20 protein-coding genes are annotated in these 22,494 nt (G+C 52.1%); 11 read left to right on the plus strand and 9 right to left on the minus strand.

Annotation, left to right across the window (positions count from 1 at the left end; genetic code table 11):
* Window positions 1-34 precede the first annotated feature (34 nt).
* Window positions 35-760: a murein L,D-transpeptidase catalytic domain family protein gene (locus INT21_RS01705; RefSeq protein WP_089038896.1), complete on the minus strand. Its 726-nt coding sequence runs from the start codon at window positions 758-760 to the stop codon at window positions 35-37.
* Between the two features lie 127 nt (window positions 761-887).
* On the opposite strand from INT21_RS01705, the gene INT21_RS01710 reads away from it, so the two are divergent.
* Window positions 888-2,528, plus strand: coding sequence for a L,D-transpeptidase family protein (locus INT21_RS01710; protein ID WP_193068135.1), 1,641 nt, complete (start codon window positions 888-890; stop codon window positions 2,526-2,528).
* Window positions 2,529-2,667: 139 nt separating this feature from the next.
* Here the strand turns inward: INT21_RS01710 and INT21_RS01715 are convergent, their stop codons facing one another.
* On the minus strand, window positions 2,668-4,350 hold the full coding sequence (locus INT21_RS01715) for a peptidoglycan DD-metalloendopeptidase family protein (protein WP_193068136.1): 1,683 nt from the start codon (window positions 4,348-4,350) through the stop codon (window positions 2,668-2,670).
* A 636-nt stretch (window positions 4,351-4,986) separates the two neighbouring features.
* Here INT21_RS01715 and INT21_RS01720 point away from each other — a divergent pair.
* Window positions 4,987-5,907, plus strand: a complete 921-nt coding sequence (locus tag INT21_RS01720) for a LysR family transcriptional regulator (RefSeq protein WP_089040900.1) — start codon at window positions 4,987-4,989, stop codon at window positions 5,905-5,907.
* A 99-nt stretch (window positions 5,908-6,006) separates the two neighbouring features.
* Window positions 6,007-7,029 (plus strand): glutathione S-transferase family protein, encoded by a 1,023-nt coding sequence (locus INT21_RS01725; protein WP_193068137.1) that lies wholly within the window; start codon window positions 6,007-6,009, stop codon window positions 7,027-7,029.
* Window positions 7,030-7,153: 124 nt separating this feature from the next.
* On the opposite strand, the gene INT21_RS01730 is transcribed toward INT21_RS01725, so the two are convergent.
* Together INT21_RS01730 and INT21_RS01735 are read right to left on the minus strand one after the other, a co-directional pair.
* Window positions 7,154-7,636 (minus strand): PRC-barrel domain-containing protein, encoded by a 483-nt coding sequence (locus INT21_RS01730; RefSeq protein ID WP_193084769.1) that lies wholly within the window; start codon window positions 7,634-7,636, stop codon window positions 7,154-7,156.
* Between the two features lie 49 nt (window positions 7,637-7,685).
* Complete coding sequence (locus tag INT21_RS01735) at window positions 7,686-7,883, minus strand: CsbD family protein (RefSeq protein WP_038482059.1); 198 nt, start codon at window positions 7,881-7,883, stop codon at window positions 7,686-7,688.
* 507 nt (window positions 7,884-8,390) lie between these two features.
* Here INT21_RS01735 and INT21_RS01740 point away from each other — a divergent pair.
* The gene (locus tag INT21_RS01740; protein ID WP_193084770.1) at window positions 8,391-10,103 is read left to right on the plus strand and encodes a DEAD/DEAH box helicase; all 1,713 of its coding nucleotides are present in this window, start codon (window positions 8,391-8,393) and stop codon (window positions 10,101-10,103) included.
* A gap of 157 nt (window positions 10,104-10,260) precedes the next feature.
* Window positions 10,261-10,953 (plus strand): deoxyribonuclease V, encoded by a 693-nt coding sequence (nfi, locus tag INT21_RS01745; protein WP_193061406.1) that lies wholly within the window; start codon window positions 10,261-10,263, stop codon window positions 10,951-10,953.
* Here nfi and INT21_RS01750 read toward each other — a convergent pair.
* The gene (locus INT21_RS01750) at window positions 10,946-11,662 is read right to left on the minus strand and encodes a glutamine amidotransferase (protein WP_193061405.1); all 717 of its coding nucleotides are present in this window, start codon (window positions 11,660-11,662) and stop codon (window positions 10,946-10,948) included. The genes nfi and INT21_RS01750 overlap by 8 nt on opposite strands.
* Before the next feature lie 136 nt (window positions 11,663-11,798).
* Here INT21_RS01750 and tpx point away from each other — a divergent pair, with 136 nt between their 5' ends.
* Complete coding sequence (gene tpx, locus INT21_RS01755; protein WP_089038888.1) at window positions 11,799-12,302, plus strand: thiol peroxidase; 504 nt, start codon at window positions 11,799-11,801, stop codon at window positions 12,300-12,302.
* Between the two features lie 21 nt (window positions 12,303-12,323).
* Here the strand turns inward: tpx and INT21_RS01760 are convergent, their stop codons facing one another.
* Both INT21_RS01760 and INT21_RS01765 read right to left on the minus strand, forming a co-directional pair.
* A complete protein-coding gene (locus tag INT21_RS01760; RefSeq protein ID WP_089038887.1) occupies window positions 12,324-12,995 on the minus strand; it encodes a gamma-glutamyl-gamma-aminobutyrate hydrolase family protein in 672 nt (223 codons plus the stop codon).
* Window positions 12,996-13,024: 29 nt separating this feature from the next.
* On the minus strand, window positions 13,025-14,032 hold the full coding sequence (locus INT21_RS01765) for an amidoligase family protein (RefSeq protein ID WP_193068140.1): 1,008 nt from the start codon (window positions 14,030-14,032) through the stop codon (window positions 13,025-13,027).
* Window positions 14,033-14,160: 128 nt separating this feature from the next.
* Between INT21_RS01765 and INT21_RS01770 the strand changes: the two genes are divergently transcribed.
* Window positions 14,161-16,659, plus strand: a complete 2,499-nt coding sequence (locus tag INT21_RS01770) for a mechanosensitive ion channel domain-containing protein (protein ID WP_193084781.1) — start codon at window positions 14,161-14,163, stop codon at window positions 16,657-16,659.
* Here INT21_RS01770 and INT21_RS01775 read toward each other — a convergent pair.
* Window positions 16,576-17,007 (minus strand): hypothetical protein, encoded by a 432-nt coding sequence (locus tag INT21_RS01775; protein WP_193084771.1) that lies wholly within the window; start codon window positions 17,005-17,007, stop codon window positions 16,576-16,578. The two genes, INT21_RS01770 and INT21_RS01775, sit on opposite strands and share 84 nt — an antisense overlap.
* A gap of 65 nt (window positions 17,008-17,072) precedes the next feature.
* Window positions 17,073-18,089, minus strand: a complete 1,017-nt coding sequence (locus tag INT21_RS01780) for a J domain-containing protein (RefSeq protein WP_193084772.1) — start codon at window positions 18,087-18,089, stop codon at window positions 17,073-17,075.
* A gap of 112 nt (window positions 18,090-18,201) precedes the next feature.
* Here INT21_RS01780 and INT21_RS01785 point away from each other — a divergent pair, with 112 nt between their 5' ends.
* From INT21_RS01785 to INT21_RS01800, 4 genes are all read left to right on the plus strand, one after another.
* Window positions 18,202-19,632: a hypothetical protein gene (locus INT21_RS01785; RefSeq protein ID WP_193068161.1), complete on the plus strand. Its 1,431-nt coding sequence runs from the start codon at window positions 18,202-18,204 to the stop codon at window positions 19,630-19,632.
* Between the two features lie 123 nt (window positions 19,633-19,755).
* On the plus strand, window positions 19,756-20,445 hold the full coding sequence (locus INT21_RS01790) for a CBS domain-containing protein (RefSeq protein WP_193068160.1): 690 nt from the start codon (window positions 19,756-19,758) through the stop codon (window positions 20,443-20,445).
* Window positions 20,446-20,639: 194 nt separating this feature from the next.
* Entirely contained in the window at window positions 20,640-21,419 is a 780-nt protein-coding gene (locus tag INT21_RS01795) for a ThuA domain-containing protein (RefSeq protein ID WP_193059919.1), read from the plus strand.
* Window positions 21,416-22,465 carry a Gfo/Idh/MocA family protein gene (locus INT21_RS01800; RefSeq protein WP_193059920.1) on the plus strand — a complete coding sequence of 350 codons (1,050 nt, stop codon included), beginning with the start codon at window positions 21,416-21,418 and terminating at the stop codon, window positions 22,463-22,465. The genes INT21_RS01795 and INT21_RS01800 overlap by 4 nt, the downstream gene beginning before the upstream one ends.
* Window positions 22,466-22,494: the final 29 nt, after the last annotated feature.

The raw sequence follows: 22,494 nt of genomic DNA on the forward strand, positions 1-22,494 counted from the left end.
GCGTCGCCGCTCGACAATTTTGATAGGAAGATTATCAGCGTTGGGCTAAGTGGGCTGCATTGTCGTTTGGGCAGCGCAGAAACTGCGACGTTGCTAACCACTCTTCATCAGGGTAGTAGGCGAAGACATACTGGTTCTCTTTCAAGCTGTCGATAAGCGGATACGTGATGTCTTCGCGTACGGCAGGGCAGCCGTGGCTACGTCCGAGCCTGCCGGTCTGGGTAATAAAGTCGTCGCTAACATAGTCAGCGCCATGGATCACAATCGCTCGCTCAAACGCGAGATCATTAACCTCTGGCTCTAAGCCATCCAGGCGCAATGAATAGCCATTACGACCATAATAACTATTCATTGTGCGAAAGAGCCCGATGCTGGATTGGTGGCTCTCGGGGGTATTGGAGAAGACCTCTGCCAACGCATCGCCAGAGCCTTGCCCATGAGAAACCAGCTCTTCAAATAGCAGCTTATGTCGATGCAGGTCGAAGACCCAAAGCCGTGGCTCGGTAGACGGAAGCGAGTAATCAATGACGGCTAAGCGCTCAGCGGTTGGGTCAGCACAGCTAAGCGATTGAGCGGCGAGTCGCAGCGCCTCTGGCGTTGCTGATGGGGCTAGTTGGAGTAGTTGATGATGCAAGGGCGAAACGCCGGGAGGTGCTGCAGAAGCGACCTGTGAGAAAAAGCTAGCGGCTTGTAAGGGAAGGCTCAATAACAACAGTGGAAGCGACAAAATGGCGGTAGAAGCACGTAGGTAAAAAGGCATAGAGTGCAATCCTGCAATAGATATCGACGAAGGAGACATGTAAACGGCTATGATAAATAGATGTAGCGTAATAATGATGAATCGCAATGATAAATAGCGACGATGAATAGTAACGCAAGGAGGAGCGATGAACGAGACAACGTTAATTAGACGATGGGCGATAGGGGTGGCTCTATGTCTGACGCTGATCCAAGCGCCTCAGTTGGTTACCAGTGCGCAAGCTGATGCAGGCGCTCTTGAGCAGGCGTTAGCTCAGCGTTTAGATACTCAATCCAGTGCGTTACTGCCTGTTGAGGACTTTTACCAGCAGCTAAATCAACGGCCCGTCTGGCAAGATATCAGCCGTGTTGAAGCACTGGTGCAGGCGTTAAATAGTCTTGAAGATGATGGTTTAGCGCCTAGTGATTACGATGCGGGCATCCTGCTAAACGCATTTCAGACTAGCCAGCAAGCAGGGGCGTTGGCGCAAGCTGACTTTGATATTCAGGCCACGACAGCACTTTTACTCGCACTTGAGCACCTTTCGCGAGGCAAGGTGAATCCAAACGAGGTCGAGCCGAAATGGGATATCCCTAGGCCTGAGCGCCGCTACTCTTTGCTGCGCATTGCCCATGCAGTGGAAAATGACGATATTCAGGGCGCGTTTGACTATGTGAGGCCCTCATCAACGGAGTACGCTCAGCTACGTGATGCGCTACGTCAATACCGTACGCTGGCTGAAAAAGGCAATGTTCCCTATCTGGCCGGTCGAGATGAGGCGTTACGCCCAGGTGATACTAATGAGGATGTGCTGGTATTGCGACAGCGCTTGGCCTATTGGGGAGAAACCAACTTGCTGGCGGCGGATAGCAATGCCTACCCAATGATTGAGGTTCAATCGGCGGTTAGCAACCAGCGCACCTATGATGCTGAGTTAGAAGGGGCAGTTAAGCAATTTCAACGTCGTCATCAGTTGCAAGAAGATGGTGTTGTGGGTCAGCGCACGCGGCTTGCATTGAACACGCCGGTCACGTCGCGAATCGATCAACTGCGTGTCAACTTAGAGCGGGCGCGCTGGATCAAGCCCACCCAAACCAATGAACCGCGCGTGTGGGTTGACATTGCGGGGTATCGATTGCACTACACTCGGCCTAATGGTGAGCACTGGGATGCCAGGGTGGTAGTCGGCACACCGCGGCGCGAAACGCCTATTATCCATTCGGCGATTAGCCACTTAACCATCAATCCGTCATGGACAATTCCACCGACCATTATGCGCGAGGACGTCTTACCTCAGGTTAGACGAGATCCAGGCTATTTGGCCCGGCGTAATATCCAAGTGATAAGCCACTCCGGCGAGCGGTTAAACGCTGACGCTATTGACTGGCAACGGCCAGGTGCAGTGATGTTGCGCCAAGTATCAGGTGGCGGTAATCCGTTAGGCCGCGTGGTGGTACGTTTTCCTAACAGTGAAATGATCTATCTTCACGATACACCCGCCAGAGGGTTGTTTCAGCGCGATCAGCGAGCGCTCAGTTCTGGCTGTGTGCGCGTTGAAGGCGTAACGGAATTTGCGCAGTTACTGCTTCAAGATAGTGGCAGTCGCTACCAACTGTCTTCGTTGCTTAACAGTAGTGGAAGTGATCGTAATGTTAATCTCCCTCAGCGTATTCCTGTCGCGCTGCACTACTTAACGGCCTGGCCAAATGCTCAAGGGGAAGTAGAATTCCGCGATGATATTTACCGTCGTGACGCCGACCTGTTGGCTGCATTGTCACGAGCGGTATAACGTGAAGGGCGGATTGATTGCTAGGTTTTCTATAAGAATGGTTTATAAGCAAGGTTTGTAAACGTAGACTTGCTTCAAAGCAATAACGCCGCCCTGAAGGGCGGCGTTATTGTTTAATGCAAAGAGAATCAGAAAGTTACTACTCTTCTTGGCGCTCGTAGTTGGCAACGCTGATAGTACCTGTCTCACCGCTATCCAATGCTGCCATCATGGGCTCAGCCTGGCGCTGGAAAGCAATCAAAGTATCTCCGCTTAGGCTGGTATTTTCAGGCAGCTCTACGTTCATCGCGTTGACAGGCGAGTTGTTGACGATGACTTCATAGTGCAGATGAGGCCCCGTACTCCGCCCTGTATTGCCCGAAAGCGCAATGCGCTCACCCATTTCAATACGCGTACCTTCGGTGACCAGCGGACGAGAAAGGTGAAGATAACGGGTTTGATAGCCATTATCATGACGAACGACAATGTAACGCCCCGCGGCATGATGGTTACCCACTTTTTCCACGCGGCCATTGGCGGGAGCAACGACAGGTGTGCCAATAGGCATCGCAAAATCGGTTCCATTATGCGGGCTTATACGGCCAGTCACTGGGTGTTTGCGGCGCGGGTTAAAATTGGAACTTAGACGGTAATTGCCTTCAAACGGATAGCGCGAGAAAGCAGGGTCTAGGCTACTCCCTTCGGGCGTATAGAAATTGCTATCAGTAGCATTGCGAAGAAGCGTTAAATCCATGCGTTCGCCATCGTACTTAACAGCAAGCACGCGAGAGTCAAACGCTTCTCCATCAATCATGTCTGACTCAACTAGCACTTGAAAGCGATCTCCGCGACGGCTGTCGCGCCGAAAATCGAGTTTTTGCTCAAGTAGGTGAGTGAGTTCGGTAACGGCGCTGCTACTTAGCCCCGTTGCCTGGGCTGAGCGTGCAAAACTACCGCTTACGCTACCCGCGTAAAGACGCTGTACCGCTTCACCCTGGCGCTCAATAACAGTTGCGGCAAAGTGTTCTTCATCGCGTTCCAGCAAGATACCGTCACGGGTGTTTTTCATCATACGCAACGACAGTAAACGACCATTTTCATCTAACTTGTAATCGAAACTGTGGCCAGTACGCCAATGAGTAAGCATACGTGGATCCGGGAGATCCTCTAGCAACGCCATTACTTCGCTGTAGCCAAGGCCTAGCTTGTTCTGTGCCAGCAATGCAAAGGTCTCACCCGATTCAACAATATGTGTTTTCCACCTAGGGACGTAGGGCTCGTCCGCAGCAAGTTCCAGCTCGAGAAACGAAATATCACCAAATAGCTCATTGCCATAATCTTCATATGAAGTGGCATCGGCAATTTCCACGGAAGCCGTGTTATCCACTTCGGCGGAAGCCGTTTTATCAGCATCGAGCATACCGCTTGAGAGGGTCCCTAATACCACGGCCATGTGAAGCGCGCCGTCATCCAGCTGGGCATTAGTGGGAGGTTGCGTCGTGACGCTAGCCATCGAGGCTTCGGCGCTAGTGATGACATCTAGATCGACAATTTCGGTAGCCGCGAGGTCGTTCAGCGGAATATTATCTCGCGTGGCATCAATAGCGCGAGAAGCGCGATCAATGGCTTCAGCAACGGGGGTGCGTTCTTGACGCAATGAAGGAACCCCTGGAGCAGAGTCGCTGGGAAGCGGTACAAGCACGCTTTCCAGTGGTGTATGAGATTGATTTAAGTCGTGGTAGGTCGTAATTAACTTTTGTGTGCCCAGCACAGTGACCATTGTAGCCACGGGTAACAGTAACAATTTATGTGTGCGGGGCAGCGAATGAAGAATTCGCAACATGGGTAAATGGGCCGCCGAGTTCGTGGTAAATGAATAACATGAAAGAAAGTAAACCCAAGAACCATACCCCATGAGGGTGAGAGTGAACAGACTGTATGCCTGTACACTAAATGTACTTCATTGAAATACGGAAGTAATAAGTAAGTAAATCTATTTGTGAACACCGTTCGCTAAAAAAAGTAACTTCTTGATAGCCGGGTTAGGGCTAAGTGGGCAGAGTAATTAACCATAGGGAGGTGACGCTTAGCAATATTTTCCACCAAATTTAAAAGTTAAATTAATTTCATAATGCTTTTGTATTAGATATGTATTATTTTTGTCAAAAAATTAAGGCTGCTCGAAAGCCAATTACTCATCATGAGGCAGTCTCCAGTAGATTTATTAAGAGGACTTAGTGATTGGCTGGTGTTAGATGCTGTCTTTTTTGTAAAAAATTGTTTCTTTTGTCGTGTTTGGCAATTTTAGTGTCGATTAGCCGTGATTTAAGGGAAAAAGTGTCAGGTAGCTCCCCTTGGTAGCCTGATACCTAGGAATAATTGTTTGCAAGCAAGTACTCCGCGCTTTTTCCTGGCATTCTATAAGGGTTTTTCGAACATAAAGCGGATTATTTCGCTGTTTAGCGTCGAGGGAATCGAAATGTCTCGAGTAACTCTTGCACAGTGGCAGATGCTGGCAGCCGTTGTTGACCATGGTGGGTTTGCGCGGGCGGCCGAGGCTATTCACAAAAGCCCATCTACGCTTAACCATGCCGTGCACAAGCTAGAAGAGCAATTGGGTGTTCAGGTGCTGGAACCGGTGGGCAGGCAGGTACGCCTAACTGAGGCGGGCGAACTCTTATTGCGCCGGGCTCGTCAGTTAATTGAGAGTGCTGCCTCTTTAGAAGATGTTGCTACCCGTTTGGCTGCAGGCCTGGAAGCTGAAATCGTGGTCGCTATTGATCAGATTTTTCCAGCTGCTGCTCAAGCGAAAGCGCTTGAACGTTTCTCGGAAACGTATCCTCAAGTCAGAGTGCAGTTGCATGAAAGCGTGCTCAATGGTGGTACGGAAATGCTCCACGATGGTCGTGCGGACCTCGTCGTCTCAGGGATTGCGGCTCAAGGGTATTTAGGTGAACCGCTGGTGAACGTGCGGTTTATAGCCGTTGCACACCCAAGCCACGAGTTGCACCAGCTTAGCCGCTCGCTAGACCTTCGGGATCTAACCCAACACCGTCAATTGGTAGTGCGTGATTCAGCGATACGCCAGTCGACTAATTCCGGCTGGTTGAAAGCAGAGCAACGATGGACGGTGAGTCACTTAAACACGTCATTAGATATGCTGAAGCGTGGGTTAGGGTTTGCCTGGATGCCAGAAACCCGTATTGCTGATGAACTTTCAAGTGGGCAACTCAAACCTTTGCCGCTCAGTGCTGGTGGCATACGAATGGTACCTATGCAGTTGATATTCAGAGACCGAGATCGCGCTGGCCCTGCAGCCCATGCCATGGCACAGGCATTGAAGCAGGGAGTGAGCGAGCTCTGCCCTAAGGATTCGATTTCATCGAATGAATCGCCGTAAAACATCCGCTTGAGCATCGGGGAAGCGGGCGTATGCTAAACGTCATCAGCACTATTAATACGTTTACTACATACGATTATTACAACAGGAGACCGCCCGATGGGACTGCTTGTTAACGGCGAATGGGTTGATCAGTGGTACGACACTAAGAAGCATGGTGGAGAATTTGTCCGTGAGTCTGCTCAGCTGCGCGACTGGGTGGGCGACGATGCCATGATGGGCGCACCGTCAGGCAAAGAATGGGAAGGGCAGAGCTACCCTGCGCAAGCAGACCGTTACCATCTTTATGTATCACTAGCCTGCCCTTGGGCGCATCGAGTTCTTATTATGCGCAAGTTAAAAGGGCTGGAATCACTCATTGGCACTTCCCATGTCAGCCCGTTGATGCAGGATAAGGGCTGGACGTATGACCAAAGTGAGGGCTCCAGCGGGGATCCTGTTAACCACGTCGACTATCACCATCAGCTCTATACGATGAGTGATTCTGCCTATACGGGACGGGTCACGGTACCGCTGCTTTGGGATAAGCAACGTAGCGCAATAGTCAATAATGAGTCGGCTGATTTGGTGCGCATTTTTAATCACGCGTTTGATGAGTTGACCGGTAACGATTTAGATTTTTACCCTGATGACCTGCGTCGCACTATTGATGACATCAACGACGATGTGTACGCGCACATTAATAACGGTGTTTATAAGTCGGGTTTTGCGACGGATCAGCAGGTGTATGAAAAACATGTGCTGGCTTTGTTCGATGCTTTAGATCGAATGGAAAAACGCTTGAGCGAGCATCGTTATCTGGCGGGGGAGTGGTTAACAGAGGCGGATATTCGGCTTTTCACCACGCTGATCCGTTTTGATGCTGTCTACTTCGGTCATTTTAAGTGCAATTTAAAACGTATTGAAGATTACCCCAATCTAGCAAATTACGTTCGCGAGCTGTATCAGTGGCCGGGAATTGCAGAGACCATCAATATGGACCAGATAAAACGCCATTACTACTACAGCCATGACACGATTAATCCAACGCGTATTGTGCCAGCCGGACCGCTATTGGATTTAGAGCGCCCTCATGATCGTGAACGCTTGCCAGGGCAGGGCATCCGTCGTCGAGCTTCATAATTTATAAGCAGAGAGCTTCTCAGAAATTGCATCTCAAACCTCGTTACTAACGAATGGGCCACCCAATTGCAGGGTGGCCCATTTGGCTAGTTAACCGCTAGCTTAAGCGATTTAAGCTGGTAGCTTACTGGTTATCATTAACGGCTTCGCGAGTAGACTGCCAGGCGCTTTGAGCACCTTCTTTGGTCGTTTGCCATGCATCGCGGGCACTGTTTTTAGTCTGTTCCCACCAATCGCGATCGTAGGTAGGGAAGGATTCAACTTCCTCTTGGGAGGCCTCAAGCATAATGCGGTGTCCGGTATCACCATCACTCTCGGTATGGGTTTCCAGGGTAAATTGATCAGTATTAATAACAATTTCACGACCACCAAGGCCAAGAACTGCACCACTTTCAATGACTAGCGCTGAAATGCGCATTTCTTCATCAAAAAGAATGTCTTCGACTTCACCTATTTCTTCACCAGAACCACCCGCAAAAAACACCTCTGCATCCATGATGTCATCTGCAGAATACATACCTTGGGGTTCAGTTGAGGCCTGAGCACCAAAGGCTAAGCTGCCTAAAAGGGCGGTACTGATAGCAGTGGTAAGCATTGTCTTGCGCATAGCATCTCTCCATGTAGCTATTAATGTGCGGTTAATTGGACGACAAACGTTAAAGATCGTTCGCCCATTCATCAGCGCGGCGTTCGGCTTCTTCCCGCTCTAAACCATATTTCTGCTGTAGCTTGCCAACAAGTTGATCTTTTTTGCCGCCAATCTGGGTAAGCTCATCGTCAGTTAATTCACCCCAGCTTGCGCGAGCTTTTCCTTTCATTTCTTTCCAGCTGCCTTCAATTTGATCCCAGTTCATAGCATCACTCCTTGAAGTTAGTGAACATCGTCAGGCACTTCTCAGGTTAGACAAACAGTGAATATGTGCAAGTCGGAGTATTAATAACGGTTAAAGCAAAAAAACTGGTCATAAGCGACTGGCGGTGTTAGGATGCGCCCTCCTCGCATGTGTTGACCCCTCCATCACGACGATAAGCAATTTCCTAGGTAGCGTTGACTACGAAGTGAAATGCTTGCTGGAACATCTTGCCAACTGCAGATGTTCATTGCTGTGAAGATGGCGCGCCTCCAGTATTTCACCAAACGGGTGAAATCGGCGCAGAAGGTCGCCACAGCGGTTAGCCCGCTTATGCGGTGTTTGCTAACCGAATGCTAGGTGCGACCGGCGTCTCCGACTCCATTGATGATGATATCCGCCTTGCGGATCCTTGTTTATTAATATGCATTGTCACGCGTATTAACGAGCAGAGTCAGAGACGCTTACGATGTTTTTTGCCGGAAAAACCGGCCTACCAAGGTGTGATTAATGACCTCGACTTCTGTCGCTTCGCCGAGCTTCGGCGATCTTGCTCTGTTGCCTGCCGTTCTCTCTGCTGTTGAAGCACAAGGCTACGAAATTCCCTCGCCGATCCAGGCGCAGACAATTCCTGCGTTGCTGGAAGGCCGCGATATGCTGGGCCAAGCACAAACCGGCACCGGCAAAACCGCTGCATTTGCATTGCCATTGTTATCGCGTTTAGAACTTACCCGTCGCGAGCCTCAAGTACTGGTTATGGCTCCGACCCGTGAACTTGCTCAGCAGGTTGCGGCTTCGTTCAGTAAATATGGCCAAAACCTCAAGGGTCTTGAAGTCGCTATCCTTTGTGGTGGCCAAGAGTACCGTGAACAGTTAGGCGCGCTAAAGCGCGGTGCCCAGGTTATTGTTGGCACCCCTGGCCGTATTATCGATCACCTTGATCGCGGTAGTCTGAAACTCGACGGTCTTTCGGCACTCGTGCTGGATGAAGCTGACGAAATGCTGCGCATGGGCTTTATCGACGACGTAAAACGCGTGGTTGCCGATACCCCTAAAGATGCTCAGCGTGTGTTCTTCTCGGCAACGCTGCCGACTGAAATTGAGCGCATTGTTAACCGCTATCTGGTTAATCCGGTAAAAGTTGCGATTGAGTCGCGCACGACGACCGGTGAAAACATTGAACAGCGTATTGTACGCGTCGATGGTGGCGCTAAGCTTGAAGCAGTGGCGCGCATCCTTGAAGTTGAGCCGGTTGATGCCGCTATTGTCTTCGTGCGTACTCGTGCTGCTTGTACCACGCTGGTTGAACAGCTGACAGCTCGTGGCGTTAATGCCGCTGGCCTGTCTGGCGATCTAGACCAAAGCCTGCGTGAGCGCACCATTACACGCCTCAAGCGTGGCAAGGTTGATGTGTTGATTGCGACCGACGTCGCTGCTCGTGGTCTTGACGTTCCGCGTATTACGCACGTTATCAACTACGATCTGCCGCAAGACGCAGAAGCTTATACTCACCGTATCGGTCGTACCGGTCGTGCGGGCCGTAGCGGTATCGCGATTACGTTCGCTGGTTTCCGTGAAGGCCGTAAAGTGGGCTGGATGGAGCAGGCTACCGGTCAGAAAATGACTGAAATGCCGCTGCCAGACGAAGCCGCTATTCGCGCTCACCGTGATGACGTATTCCATCATCGCGTTGTGGCAGCCCTGACCAAAGGTGCTGAAGAGCAGCGTGCACTGGTTGAGCGCCTAGTAGAAGAAGGCCATAATGCCGTTGAGCTAGCTTGTGCTTTTGCCGCGATGGCACGTGCTGACGAAGCGCCGATTGGACGCTTGCAAGCCCCGCGTAAAGAGCGTGCTCCGCGTGATAGCGCGCCTGGTGGCAAGCCCGGTGGCCGTCGCGAGCGCTCAAGCGCACCTAGCGAAGGTATGATTCGTTACCGTGTTTCTGTTGGCCATAAAGATGGCGTTAAGCCTGGTCAACTGGTGGGTGCACTGGCGAACGAAGGTGGCATCGAGGGCGCGCGTATCGGCCGTATCGATATCCGCAACGCTTTCTCGGTAGTTGAGCTACCCAGTGGCCTGCCTTCCACTATTCTGGCGAAAATGGCACGTGCCCGCGTTGCTGGTCGCCCGTTAGAAATTAGTGAAGACAGTGCACCTGAGCGTGCTCCACGTCGTCGCCGTGATGACGGTGATGCACCAGTTCGTCGCCGCGAACGCGCTTAAGTTAATGTATAGCGCCATATAATGGTGCTTTAAAACGACGTTTAACGATCGTTCTATCCCCTTACGCCCAGCGGCTTAAGGGGATTTTTTTGCCTGTCATTGCAGCTGGGAAATTGAGCTACGTTAGTATGGTTATGGTTCAGTAAAAGGAGGCTGCATGGACGCACCGCTACATGACTGGAATTTAGCTCCAAAAGAGGCCGTAGCGCTGCAAACAGTGCTGGCGAAACGACTTGAAACCACTGATCGTATCGGTTCTGTGCACCACATTGCTGGGGTCGATATTGGGTTTGAAGCGGGTGGTGATATCACTCGGGCGGCGGTCGTTGTTCTAAAATGGCAGCCTGACACCACGCAACACCTAACGATGGTAGAGCAGGTGGTTCATCGTGAGCCAACGCGGATGCCTTATATTCCCGGGCTGCTCTCTTTTCGCGAGATCCCAGCCGCTCTGGAAGCGTTCGCTAAGCTTGCGATCACACCCGAACTGGTAATGGTCGACGGGCAGGGGATTGCGCATCCTCGACGGCTTGGTGTCGCTGCCCACCTGGGGCTATGGCTGAATTTACCGACGATCGGCATCGCTAAGTCCCGCTTAACGGGGCAGCATGCAGAGGTGGGAAACACGCGGGGGGATTGGGTGCCTCTAACATCAGGTAACGACGTTATTGGTGCCGTGCTACGCTCGCGGGAAAATGTGAAACCGGTGTTCGTATCGCCTGGGCATCGATTATCCCTTGAAACATCGCTTGACTGGGTGGTGCGCTGTTTAGGACGCACCAAGTTACCAGAACCCACGCGATTAGCGGATCGGCTTGCATCAAGACGCGACCAAAAGCGGCTTACGTAAAGCGTAGGAAATGGCGCAGTAGGCTAGAGGCCGCTTGAGTGTCGGTGATCGCGTCAATGAGGGCGTCGGGATTTTCACCTTGGTCGCGCAATGCGGCTTTCTGGCGCTCGATATAAGCATGCATCACTGGTCGGGTGAACTCTGGGTGAAACTGCACGCTCCATTGGCGGGGGCCATAACGTAATGCTTGATGAGCATCGTGGTTGTTATGCGCCAACACCGTGGCGTTGGGTGGCAACTGCATGACGGACTGGGCGTGGGTCAGGTGAGCCGAGAAGTGTGTGGGCAGCTTGCTAAACAGGGGGTCTTGATGGCCTGCTTGGGTCAGTCGTACCTTGCGCGTTCCTGATTCTCTTCCTGCAGGGTGGTAATCGCTAATGCCACCGAAGGCTGACGCCATCAACTGGTGACCATAGCACACGCCAAGCATAGGGACGTTCTCGGCTAGCGCTTGCTCAAGCCAAGGTTTTAGCGCCTCGCTCCATGGCTCCTGTTCGCTCACCATACTGTGGGAACCCGTGAGCATAATGCCGGCGAATGAGGTAGGAGTAGGTGGAACACCTTGTTTGCGCGCATCCCAAACCCTGAGTGACAGATGTGTCGGCAGTACCGTCGAAAGCTGATTGATAAAGAGTTGCTCGAAATCACCGTATTGGTCGACCACTTCAGGGAAGGCGTCACCGGTTTTGATAATGACTAAAGAGGTCATGGCGTTCTCGTTGTCCTGTCAGAGGCAAGGTTAGCGAAGAAAGGTTAGAGAGGAAAAGTTAGCCCAATCAGGGCATTGCCCTGTAAGGTGGTAGTTCTCACCATACACCTTTTTCGCTTTATATTAGGAGCCTAATATGCAACAGATAACCCGTGCTGGCGAGCCCATGGATGTGGCGGGAACGCTACCTGCTCCAGGCCAAACTGCTCCGCTGATGACGCTCACCAATGCCGATTTGAATGATGTCACCCTTGATACTTATTCGGGCAAGCGCAAAGTACTGAATATTATCCCCAGTGTGGATACGCCCACTTGTGCGGTGTCTACTCGGCGGTTCAATGAACTGGCCTCGCAATTGGATAATACCGTGGTACTGGTGGTGTCTGCTGACCTGCCATTTGCAGCCAAGCGCTTTTGCGGTGCAGAAGGGTTGGATAACGTTGAAACCTTGTCTACCTTCCGCCATCGAGAGTTCCAAGAAGCTTGGGGTGTCGCATTGGCTAATAGTGCAATGGAAGGGTTGTGCGCCCGTGCCGTGGTAGTGCTCGATGCAGACAACCGCGTGTTGCACAGTGAGCTGGTAAGCGAGCTGAAAAATGAGCCTGATTATGAGGCCGCGCTGGCAGCCCTAAAAGGCTAGCCAGAGGCGGTACGCAGGTTGCTAGCCTGCGCCTTGCTTCGCTGCCGCCACCAGTGCACTAATTAAACGTTGCTGGGGGCGGTTGAAAATAAGCCATTCGGGATGCCACTGCACGCCAATCAGAAAATCATGTTTTGTCGACTCAATTCCCTGGACTAGCCCGTCCCGGTCGCGGGCGACAATATTGATACCGTCACCTGCTTGATTGACCGCCTGATGGTGCAGGCTATTCACGCGACACCACGTGACGCCTAACAGCTGATAAAGCTTGCTTCCTCCGACAATATCCACTGTTTTGCGCGGTAGCACAGTGCGCCGTCGTTTCAGGCCTTCATGGGTGGTATAAATATCAGGGTCGAGGGTGCCTCCTAAATGGACGTTGATTAGCTGAGCTCCCCGGCAAATTCCCAATACAGGAGTGTTTTGTGGAATAAATCGGCCGAGTAGATTGAGTTCCAGTTCATCGCGGGCTGGGTCTAGCCGCACATCCAGCTGTACTTCGCCGCCGTAAAGGTGTGCTTGGATGTCATCGCCGCCTCCAATAATTAGCCCGTCAAGATGGGCAGGCAAGGGGCGTGATGGGGACAAGCGAAGCGGTTTGCCGCCATGTCGCCATACGGCGAACCAGTCAAACCACCACGCTAGGTGGCTTTTTTGATCAGAGGTTGTAATCCCAATAAGTGGTCGAGACATGCTGGCACGTTCTCACTCAGGCAGTGTGTTTAGGATGACTTCAATAGGCCAAGCAGCTTCGTTTTACAGCGTTTCCACCAAGGTTGGCTGTGTTCAGCAATATACTCATCGCAGCGAGCGCGCAGCACCTCACTGTTTGCGGCTAGCTTTTCTACCTCAACCCAGCGATTCCACTCCACAACTGACCCCCAACCGGGCTGAGAAAGCTGCGCATTGGGTAGCCGGTAATGAAACGTCGGGCGTGGTTTAGTGAGCTGGCTATGCAGCAGCTCATGGGGATGGTCAGGACGCAGGTGCGCAAACAGCGGCAGTAGATCTAACTCTCGATTACGCGTTGGGTTGTAGTGCAGATAGTCATCGATAAACGTATCTAAATCAGGCTGATAACCAGAATCCAGGACTTTAAGAGCGTACTCTTTATGAAATGGATTGGCGTGAGGCAGTACTTCACGGGTAATGTCGACTTTGATTTCATCGCGCAGCCAGCTGGCGAGAAGCAGATACGCTTGCATCATGGCTAGAAGGTAAGCAACGTCAAACCGTTCTACTTCAGGGTTTAGATGCAAGCCAAATCCGTAGAGTAAGCTGGCATCCGTGCCTTTCGCGCCTTTGTCGCGTAGGGCACTAAATAGCTGGTCTAGTTCACCTAACTCATCCCAGGGAATCGGCGGGCAGACAATTTCCGTAGGCACTAGGCCCGTCACCATGTCGCCAATCAGTTCGCGGGTTTTTTGATGGAACTCTATTCGCCGATGGCGCTGCTGGCGTGCCCATTCACTGTCGCTTTCATGGTGTTCTTCCAGTAACGTCTTATCAGGATGAGCATACTGGGTATCCAGCTCAATACCGAATTCGCCCCATCGAGTCGCTTCAACGAGTAGCCGATGGGGACTGACCACGTTAAGCTCACCCCCAAATAGCTCGCGTACCAGCTCAGCGGTATCATGCGGCGGGAGTCCGGCGAATTCGATTTCCACACCGACACGCCTTGTTTTTCCATCACTATTTGTACGGTTAGGAGGAGCGTGCAGCGTCATCTCGGTATCCTTGAGGTGAACGTTTAAGCCAACAGCCTATCATAGTCACGCATTAAGGCTGAGCGTACAAAGTTAAGTAAACGCTAACTAAGTGGCGTGTTATGTCAGTTCATTTTCGGGAGTTAAGCGTGCGACAGCACTGGACAATCAATATCGTGTTAGGCGTTTTTTTGACGCTACTCCTAGGTGTGATGACCTTCGCACAGGCGCAGAGCGTTTCTCTGCCAAGCCTGGGGGGAGGCAATGATGCATCAGAAGAGCAGAGTGTCAGTAGTGAACGCTTCCAAAGCTCGCTGAGCGATGTGATCGCAATGCTGGAGAATGAAGAGCAGCGTAGAGCGCTGCTCGACTCCCTGCGTGAATTGCAGCTTGCCACCGAGGCTGGCGAAGAGGACAAAATCGTTCATCAAGGCCTGCTGGGCGCACTAGCCGATACGCTGACCGATATTGGCGAGCAGGCTCAGGCTGGCGATTCGCCGGTTGATGAATGGTCACGACAATTGGTTCAAGGAGCTGCCGACTTACGCGCATTAAATGATGGTGCTGACCAGGGGGAGGCGCTACGCGCAGTGGCTGAAGGCGCCGTCCTTGGTGTTATTTGGGGGACGCTGCTGGTCGTTATGATTGCGTTTGGGCGTTTGATCGCCACACGACGAGAATGGCCGCTTGATTTGCCTCGTGACCCGAAAGCCTGGTTATTGGCAGTGCACTTTTTACGCCGCATGTTGCCTTGGGCACTGTCATTCGCGATTACCCTAGGGATTGGGCAGATATTACCTTACAGCCCAGGCCGAGCGGTTGTACTGGTTGTGGCTTACGTTTGTGTGTGCGGTCGCGCGTTGTCGGTGGTGATTGAAACGGTCATTGCGTTTTTCAGCCGTGGCCATCGTTTTACAGCGGTACAGGTGCTGCAGCAAAAAGCCTTGCGTGGTCTGTTTGTCATTGGCGCATTAATCGCCTTGGGCGATGCGGTGAACTCTACCCGCTTGGTTGAGCTACTGGGTAGTGAGCTTTCCAGCTTAGTGTCTGTGCTTGCGAATATGTTGGCTGCGCTGCTTTCAGCACGCTTTATCTTTAAATTTAAACGACCTGTTCGCCATTTGATCTGTAACCGCCCTTACAAGCAGCGCCGTGATGCTAGTGCCGCCGTTGAGATGATCCGTGCGCTGGGCGGCCTCTGGCATATTCCTGCGCTGCTGATGGTGGGTGGCTCATTATTGGCGATCTTTATCACCGTGGGTGATGTGGGTACAGCGCTTGCGCGCTCGATTATCTCGGCAAGCTTATTGGTGTTGACGTTAGTGGTGACGGGCTTGTTAAGACGTCAGTCAGAGCGCTTGGGTAAGCGCCGTCATCGCCGTCGTTACAGCCAATATCGTAAGCGTTTAGAGCGCTTCGGCTTTGTCCTTGCCCACCTTTGCGCCTGGATGGTATTCGCCGAACTGTTTATGCAGGTTTGGGGCGGTTCGCTGTTTGGCCTTGGTCAGCAAGCGGTAGCCAGTGCCCGTATTGGTCAAGCCTTAATAAGTCTGGGGTCAACTATTCTGCTGGCTTGGCTGGTCTGGATCTTTGCTGATACGGCTATTCAGCGGGCGCTAACGTCATCCGCGCGCTCTCGCGGAAGGCGAGTGAATCAAGCTCGGGCGCAAACCATTACGCCGATGATTCGTAATGTTATTTTTGTGACGATTTTGATTATCGCGGTGATTGCCGGGCTAGCAAATCTTGGCGTTAACGTCACACCACTACTTGCGGGTGCGGGTGTCATCGGTCTGGCGATTGGTTTTGGTGCCCAAACGTTGGTGCAGGATTTAATCACCGGGATCTTTATTCTGATTGAAGACTCCCTGGCGGTGGATGATTTCGTGCAAATTAATGGCCATATGGGGACCGTTGAGGGATTAACGCTACGTACTGTGAAGCTGCGTGATTTAGATGGGGTTGTCCATATCATTACCTTTAGCCGTATTGAGTCGATTCATAATATGTCGCGCCAATTCGGCATTGCGCTAATGCGTATTCGTATCCCTTATGCGATGAAAATTGATGATGCAATTACGCTGATGCAAGAAACAGCGCAAGAGTTACGCAAAGACCCTATGATGCGCCACTATATTTGGTCACCTTTAGAAATGCAGGGTGTGCAGGGCTTTGAAGATGGTTGCCCTATTTTGCGCATGCGTTTTCGCACAGCACCAGAAATGCAATGGGACGTATCGCGTGCCTTTAACTTGCTATTGAAGCAACGCATGGAAGCGCAGGAAATCGATCTGGGCGTACCGCGTCTCAGTGTCAGCATGGAGGCGCGTTCAGAAGATCGTCGGCAAGATCTTATGCCCGATGAGACTGCGAAAGCAGAGCCTACGGGAAAAGAGCGCGCCGGCACGGATTTCACGCTCGATGAGCCGGGTGACAAGAGCAGGGGAGGGAATATCAGTGATGAAGACGGCGATAGCTCGCGAAAGCGGCCAGCGCCGCCAAAACCAGCTCCGCGCCCGACAGAAGCTGAAACCCGCCGAGATGAGCGCGAGCGAGCAGAGGCCTCATCCTATGCTAAGCCCAAGGCCCAAGGCGAGCCCAAAAGCGACGCCTATGCCAGCACCAATGGTGAGCAGGGCAACGAGTAGCCACAGGCCTTTGAAACGCCGCCAGCGGTTATAAAGCGATACCGCAAGACTGACGCGATCAATCAGCTCGTCATGGCGCGAAATAGCATGATCAGGTGGTAGGGAAAAGTCGTTGGCTACATCGCCTTGCCAATGAGCCGCGTGGGTGAGTCCAAGCCTTGCCCGCAGTTGTCCTATGTCGCTGACGGTTTTGTGGAGCTTGTTATAAGCGTCGCGATGTTCTGCAACACCAAGTACGGTTTCAGCATCCTGGCGCAACGCGCTGTTTGGGCAGCGAGCCACCGCGCTATTGATTTCTTGATCGCTCGCGTCGGGTGTTAGTGTCAGTCGTTGATACAAATCGCGCATAATGTTCGAGTCGATACTCACTTTCGGTTTGGGTGCTCTGCCCTTAATCGTTAACAGTAGGCTGATCAGGTGTTTTGCATCAAATAATCGTAGGCACTTTTGATGCGCTGAAAACGCGTTGATGCCAGTGCTATTTGATGTTCACTACCCGAATAGAAACGGTCAGGGTGGTGCAACTGCGCCATGCGGCGATAGGCACGGCGAATATCGGCACGATTAGCCCCTGGTGTTAGTCCTAATACTGCCAGCGCCCGTGTGTTGCGATCGGGTGGTGAAGAGGGGCGCTCCCGCTGTTGGCGACGGGCTTCTTCCTGACGCTTCTGCTCTTGTTGCCAGCGCTGACGCTCTTGCTGTTGGGTCTGTTCTTGTCGTTTGCGGCGCTCTTGTTGTTTGTCCTGTTCCCGCTTGTTCTGTTCCCGCTTGGCCTGCTGCTGTTTTGCCTTCTCACGGTGTGCTTCTTCCTGTTGGCGTTGTTTATTCTGCTGCTTTTGTTGCTTTTGTTGCTTTTGTTGCTGTTGTTCTTTATTAGCACGCTGGCGCTCTTCGGCCTCTTTTGCTTTCTGCTCAGCCGCGTGTGCATCACGTGCCTTGCGCGCGTGATATTCTGGATCGTGCACCTGCCAGTAAGCATCTCGACTGGGGTCCTCTGCTGATTGCAGTGGTTTGCCCGTTAACTCATGAAAGAGAGTGCTGAATGTGGCAGGTGTGATATTTAGCAAATCAGCGAGAAAGCCCAGAATGTAATGGTTATTCAGAGATAGCTCGCCATCGTCGGTGGCTACCGTGATCGCTTGGTAAAGTATGCTGAGACTGCGCTCGTTGGAACACTCTTTGCGCACAACCTCGGCCGCTAACTGAATGGCTTGAAGGTCTTGACTATGGGCAATGCTCATCACCGGCCCAAGTTCATGCCCGTGACGAAATTGCGCGGTGACCTGAGCCAGTCGGCGTCGCCGCTGGCCTTCAGACACCTGCTGGCGATGGACAAGCACCCAGGCTAACAGTAGTAGTGTTGCCGTATCCACTTGGCTGCGGCTCTTTAGCAGCAACAGCTCAAAGGGTGAAAAACGGGCAATGGACATTCCTTGGCTCCAAGGCAAAGAGGTTAACCGCAGAAGTGCTTTAACGGCCATCCTGATAATGATTGGCCATGGTATATCATCGCGTTACGCAATGAAGTAGGAGATTCGTTAGGTGATCAATGTTGAGCGTAAAAATAGCTTCCAGCTGAGGCTCACTCGACGGCTCAAGGAAGAAACGTCGCACACGCTCGATGTTTACCTATTTGTGCCCAAAGAGCTTGGGCTTAGCACCCATGTCATTTCAGAAGAGGCGTTTTATCACGGCGCGATTAGCGTTTCACGCACTTACTACAGTGATGAGTACCATTTACCGTTGGTCCATAGTCGTTTAGCGAGCCGTAATCAGTTAGGCAGTGATTCCTATCGGTTAAGTTTAAGTTTGTACGCTTATCAATACGTTGGGGCGTTAGAGCGAACGACTCAGGCAATGCTGGTCAGCGCCCGAAAACTACGCCATGCAACTAGCGATCAACGCCAGGAGAGCGGCGAGCTTCAAGAGCTTGCCGATGCGCTCCGTGATCAACTGTATGAAATGAGCGATTTGAGTGACGGCATTCTTAAACGGTTGCGGCGCAATTCGCCCACCGACGAGCGGCTCTATAAATACTTTGCCAACATCGATAATTACCTTTCCTGGTTTACCGAGCAGCAACTGTTGGCATTGGTAGCGCATATGCCTCGTGGCGGCGAGTTTAGTGAGATAAAACGTCGCTTTATCATTGTCTGCCAGCGTGAGAGCGACTATCGAAAAGAGCAAGAGTATAACGCTGAACGGGTGATGGAAGATCCCACTCGGATGTCGAATAAAATGCGCTTGCTAAGGCGGCTTATTGAGCATCCCATTACGCTCAAACAGCGTGCTCTAGAGCTTGGGAGCGGCGAGCAGAAGGCAGTAAAAGCGTTGGCGACGGCAGTGGTAATGGCGTTTGTATCGCTTGGTGTGCTCCACTTGCGTAGTGTGCTGGGCGATGTCACTGCGTTGTTTGTATTGGCGTTGGCGCTGCTTTATGCGATGCGGGAGGTGTTTAAAGACGACCTGCGTAACACGCTATGGCGCTGGCTTCGGCGTGGAAGGCCAAAGTGGCGGCGGCAATATATCGACCCCACGCGCAATCAATCGGTGGGTCGGCAGTTAGAGTGGTTCGACTATAAGCGCTATGCCGCACTAGATGCTGATATTCAGCAAATGCGCCGTCGAACGGTCGCTCAGCGTGAAGAAGAAGTACTGCATTATCGTTCCAGCTCGCGTATGTCGCCCACCCGCTTTTTAAGCGGCTATGAGCATACCCGTGAAACGCTGCATATCGATCTTTCCATGCTGACGCGCTTAATGAGCAAAGAGAAGCACTTCATTTACCGTCTGAAGGAAGGTCAGGCCGTTAGAGAAAGTGTCGAGAGACGTCACCTGTTTAACTTGGTCATTCGTGAGACGGGTAGTGAGGACACAACCTACCTAGCTCGCTGGAAAGTGGTTGTGAGCCGTTCTGGCATTGTCGATGTCGAGAAAGTCGCTGAGGAAAGTGTAGAGAAAACCAGCAAATAAACTGCGTTGGATCAATAGACGGGCACTGAGGCTGGGCCTGCATAGCGAAATCACCAGTAGCACACTAGTCTCAAAGGTGAGCCATATAATTTGCGACTGCGACCCTGTCGCCTGGAGGATACTGTGCAAGCTATCGACATTATGACACCCAACGTGGTGTGTGTAGGGCCCGACGCAAACGTGCGCGATATAGCGCAGTTGCTACTCGAAAATCGCATTAGTGCCGTACCGGTCGTCGATGATGAGCGTAGAGTGTTGGGTATCGTGAGCGAAGGCGATTTGATGCGTCGCGTGAAAGATGAAGCGGACGATAACCGCTCTTGGTGGCTCTCGCTCTTTAGTGGCGGTAAAGACGCGGGGACATATATTAAATCCCATGGGCGTAAGGCGCATGAGGTAATGACCTCCAAGCCACTAACTGTCGAAGAAAATGCACCGCTGCATAGCATTGCTCGTTTGCTGGAAAAGCATCACATCAAGAGGGTGCCAGTGGTGCGAGACGGTAAGCTCGTTGGTATTGTCAGTCGCGCAAACTTACTTCAAGGGATTGCTAACGCGGTTGTAGCGCCCACTCAGTCGCCGGAGGATGATCGCTCTATCCGTGAAGCCATTCTCAAAGAGATCGATAATAACACCGGTGTGCGAACCGAAAGCTTCAGTGTGATTGTTGATGGTGGGAACGTAGAGATTTGGGGGCTAGTAGAGTCAGTAGAACAGAAGCAGGCAGTGACCGTAGCAGCTGAAAATACCCAGGGCGTCAAGCGTGTTGAAAATCATCTTGGCATGATGCCCCGCGGGACGGGCTACTTCTAACACGTTGTGTTTCTTAGCTAAACAGCCTGTTGCTTTATGCAGCGGGCTTTTTTATGAGCGCTAATGCGCACTCTTTTTACTCTTGTGAAGCGACTAAAGTTGCATTTAAGTAAACGTTTACTCTTTGCGAGTAAACGTTTACTTTAAGCCTCACCTGTCATTTTTTAAGATGTTTTATGTCGCAAGGAGAAGCTATGAGCATTAACGTGACCGTATGGGGGGAGAACGTCCACGAGCAGACCAATGACATCGTGGCGCGTATTTACCCTAAGGGTATGCACCAGTGCATCGCCGAAGGTTTAAACGAAGCAGAAGGTATCGATGCCACTGCTGTCACATTACAAGACCCAGAGCAGGGCTTGAGCGAAGCAATGCTTGAAAGCACCGATGTACTGCTATGGTGGGGCCACGCCGCCCATGGCGATGTGTTGGAGGAGACGGTTGATCGCGTTCAAAAACGCGTACTCCAGGGCATGGGGTTGATTGTGCTGCACTCGGGGCACTACTCGAAAATTTTTAAGCGCTTAATGGGAACTACGTGTTCACTCAAGTGGCGTGAAGCGGGCGAGCGGGAACGGCTATGGGTAGTGAACCCAGGTCACCCGATTGTTCAGGGCCTGGGGGACTACATTGAGCTGCCCCATACCGAAATGTACGGCGAACCGTTTGCGGTGCCTAACCCCGATGAAGTGATCTTTATCAGTGCCTTTGAGGGGGGAGAGGTGTTCCGCTCCGGCCTGACCTACAAACGTGGCAACGGCAAGATTTTCTACTTCCGCCCTGGCCATGAAACCTATCCGATTTATTACGATGCCCAGGTGAAAACCGTGTTGAAAAACGCCGTGAACTGGGCACGCCCGGAAGGCTCGCGATGGATCGACAGCTGCCCTAATGTGCCCGCTGACCAAGCGCCTAATCCGGTCGAGATTAAAGGCGAAAGCCTGCATAAACCCGGCGAGGAGGGCTTTAAATGATCCGTTTAGCGATAATTGGTGCAGGCAGCATGGCTGGCGAGCACGCCAAGCATTTTGGCCGTCTTGAAGGCATCGAAGTGATGGCTGTGTGCGACCGAGACCTTGCCAAAGCCCAGGCGTTTGCCGAGCATCATGGCATTGCCGACGTGTATCAAGACCTGGATGCCATGTTGGCTCGGGATGATATTCACGCGGTAAGTAACGTCACCCCTGATGGTGTTCACAAAGCCACGTCGCTGGCCGCCATTGCCGCAGGTAAGCATATTCTGTGTGAAAAACCGCTGGCGACAAATGCACAAGATGCCCATGAAATGGCGGCCGCTGCTCAGGCCGCTAACGTGATCAACATGGTCAACCTAAGCTACCGCGATGCCCCGGCGATTCAACACGCGCGTGCACTGATTGCGGGAGGGGCGATTGGTCAAGTTCGTCATGTCGATGCCAGTTATAGGCAAAGCTGGCTAGTGAGTAACGCCTGGGGGCGCTGGAATGAAGATAGCCAGTGGCTGTGGCGGCTTTCTGAAGCCCACGGCAGCAAAGGCGTATTAGGCGATGTTGGTGTGCATATTGTCGACTTTGCCAGCTTCCCTGTTGGCGACATTACCCGAGTAAACTGCGAGTTAACCTGCTTTGAAAAAGCCCCAGACAATCGCATTGGTGAGTATGTGCTGGATGCCAATGATACCGCGCTGATGAGAGTGTCATTTGCCAATGGTGCGAAAGGCACTATTCAGGCCACTCGCTGGGCAACAGGGCATCACAACTCGCTGGCGCTGAGTGTGCACGGCGATAAAGGCGCGATTCGTATTGACCTGGACGCCTCAAAAGAGGATGTGCAGGTATGTCTCGATGATGACGTACATCCTGCCCGCTGGAGCACTGTGAAAGCACCGTCCACGCCGAGTATTTACCAGCGCTTCGTCGAGAGCATTCGTAGTGGCAATAACGATCAACCGGATTTTGCCCGCGGCGCGGCGATTCAAACCGTGCTCGATGCCTGTTTCGTATCAAGCCAGGAAGACCGCAGCCTAGCGATTGCCAGCTAGGTGGATGGCTCGACCCTTTAACTAGCTCC

Source organism: Halomonas sp. 3F2F, from assembly GCF_014897805.1.
Classification (GTDB): domain Bacteria; phylum Pseudomonadota; class Gammaproteobacteria; order Pseudomonadales; family Halomonadaceae; genus Vreelandella.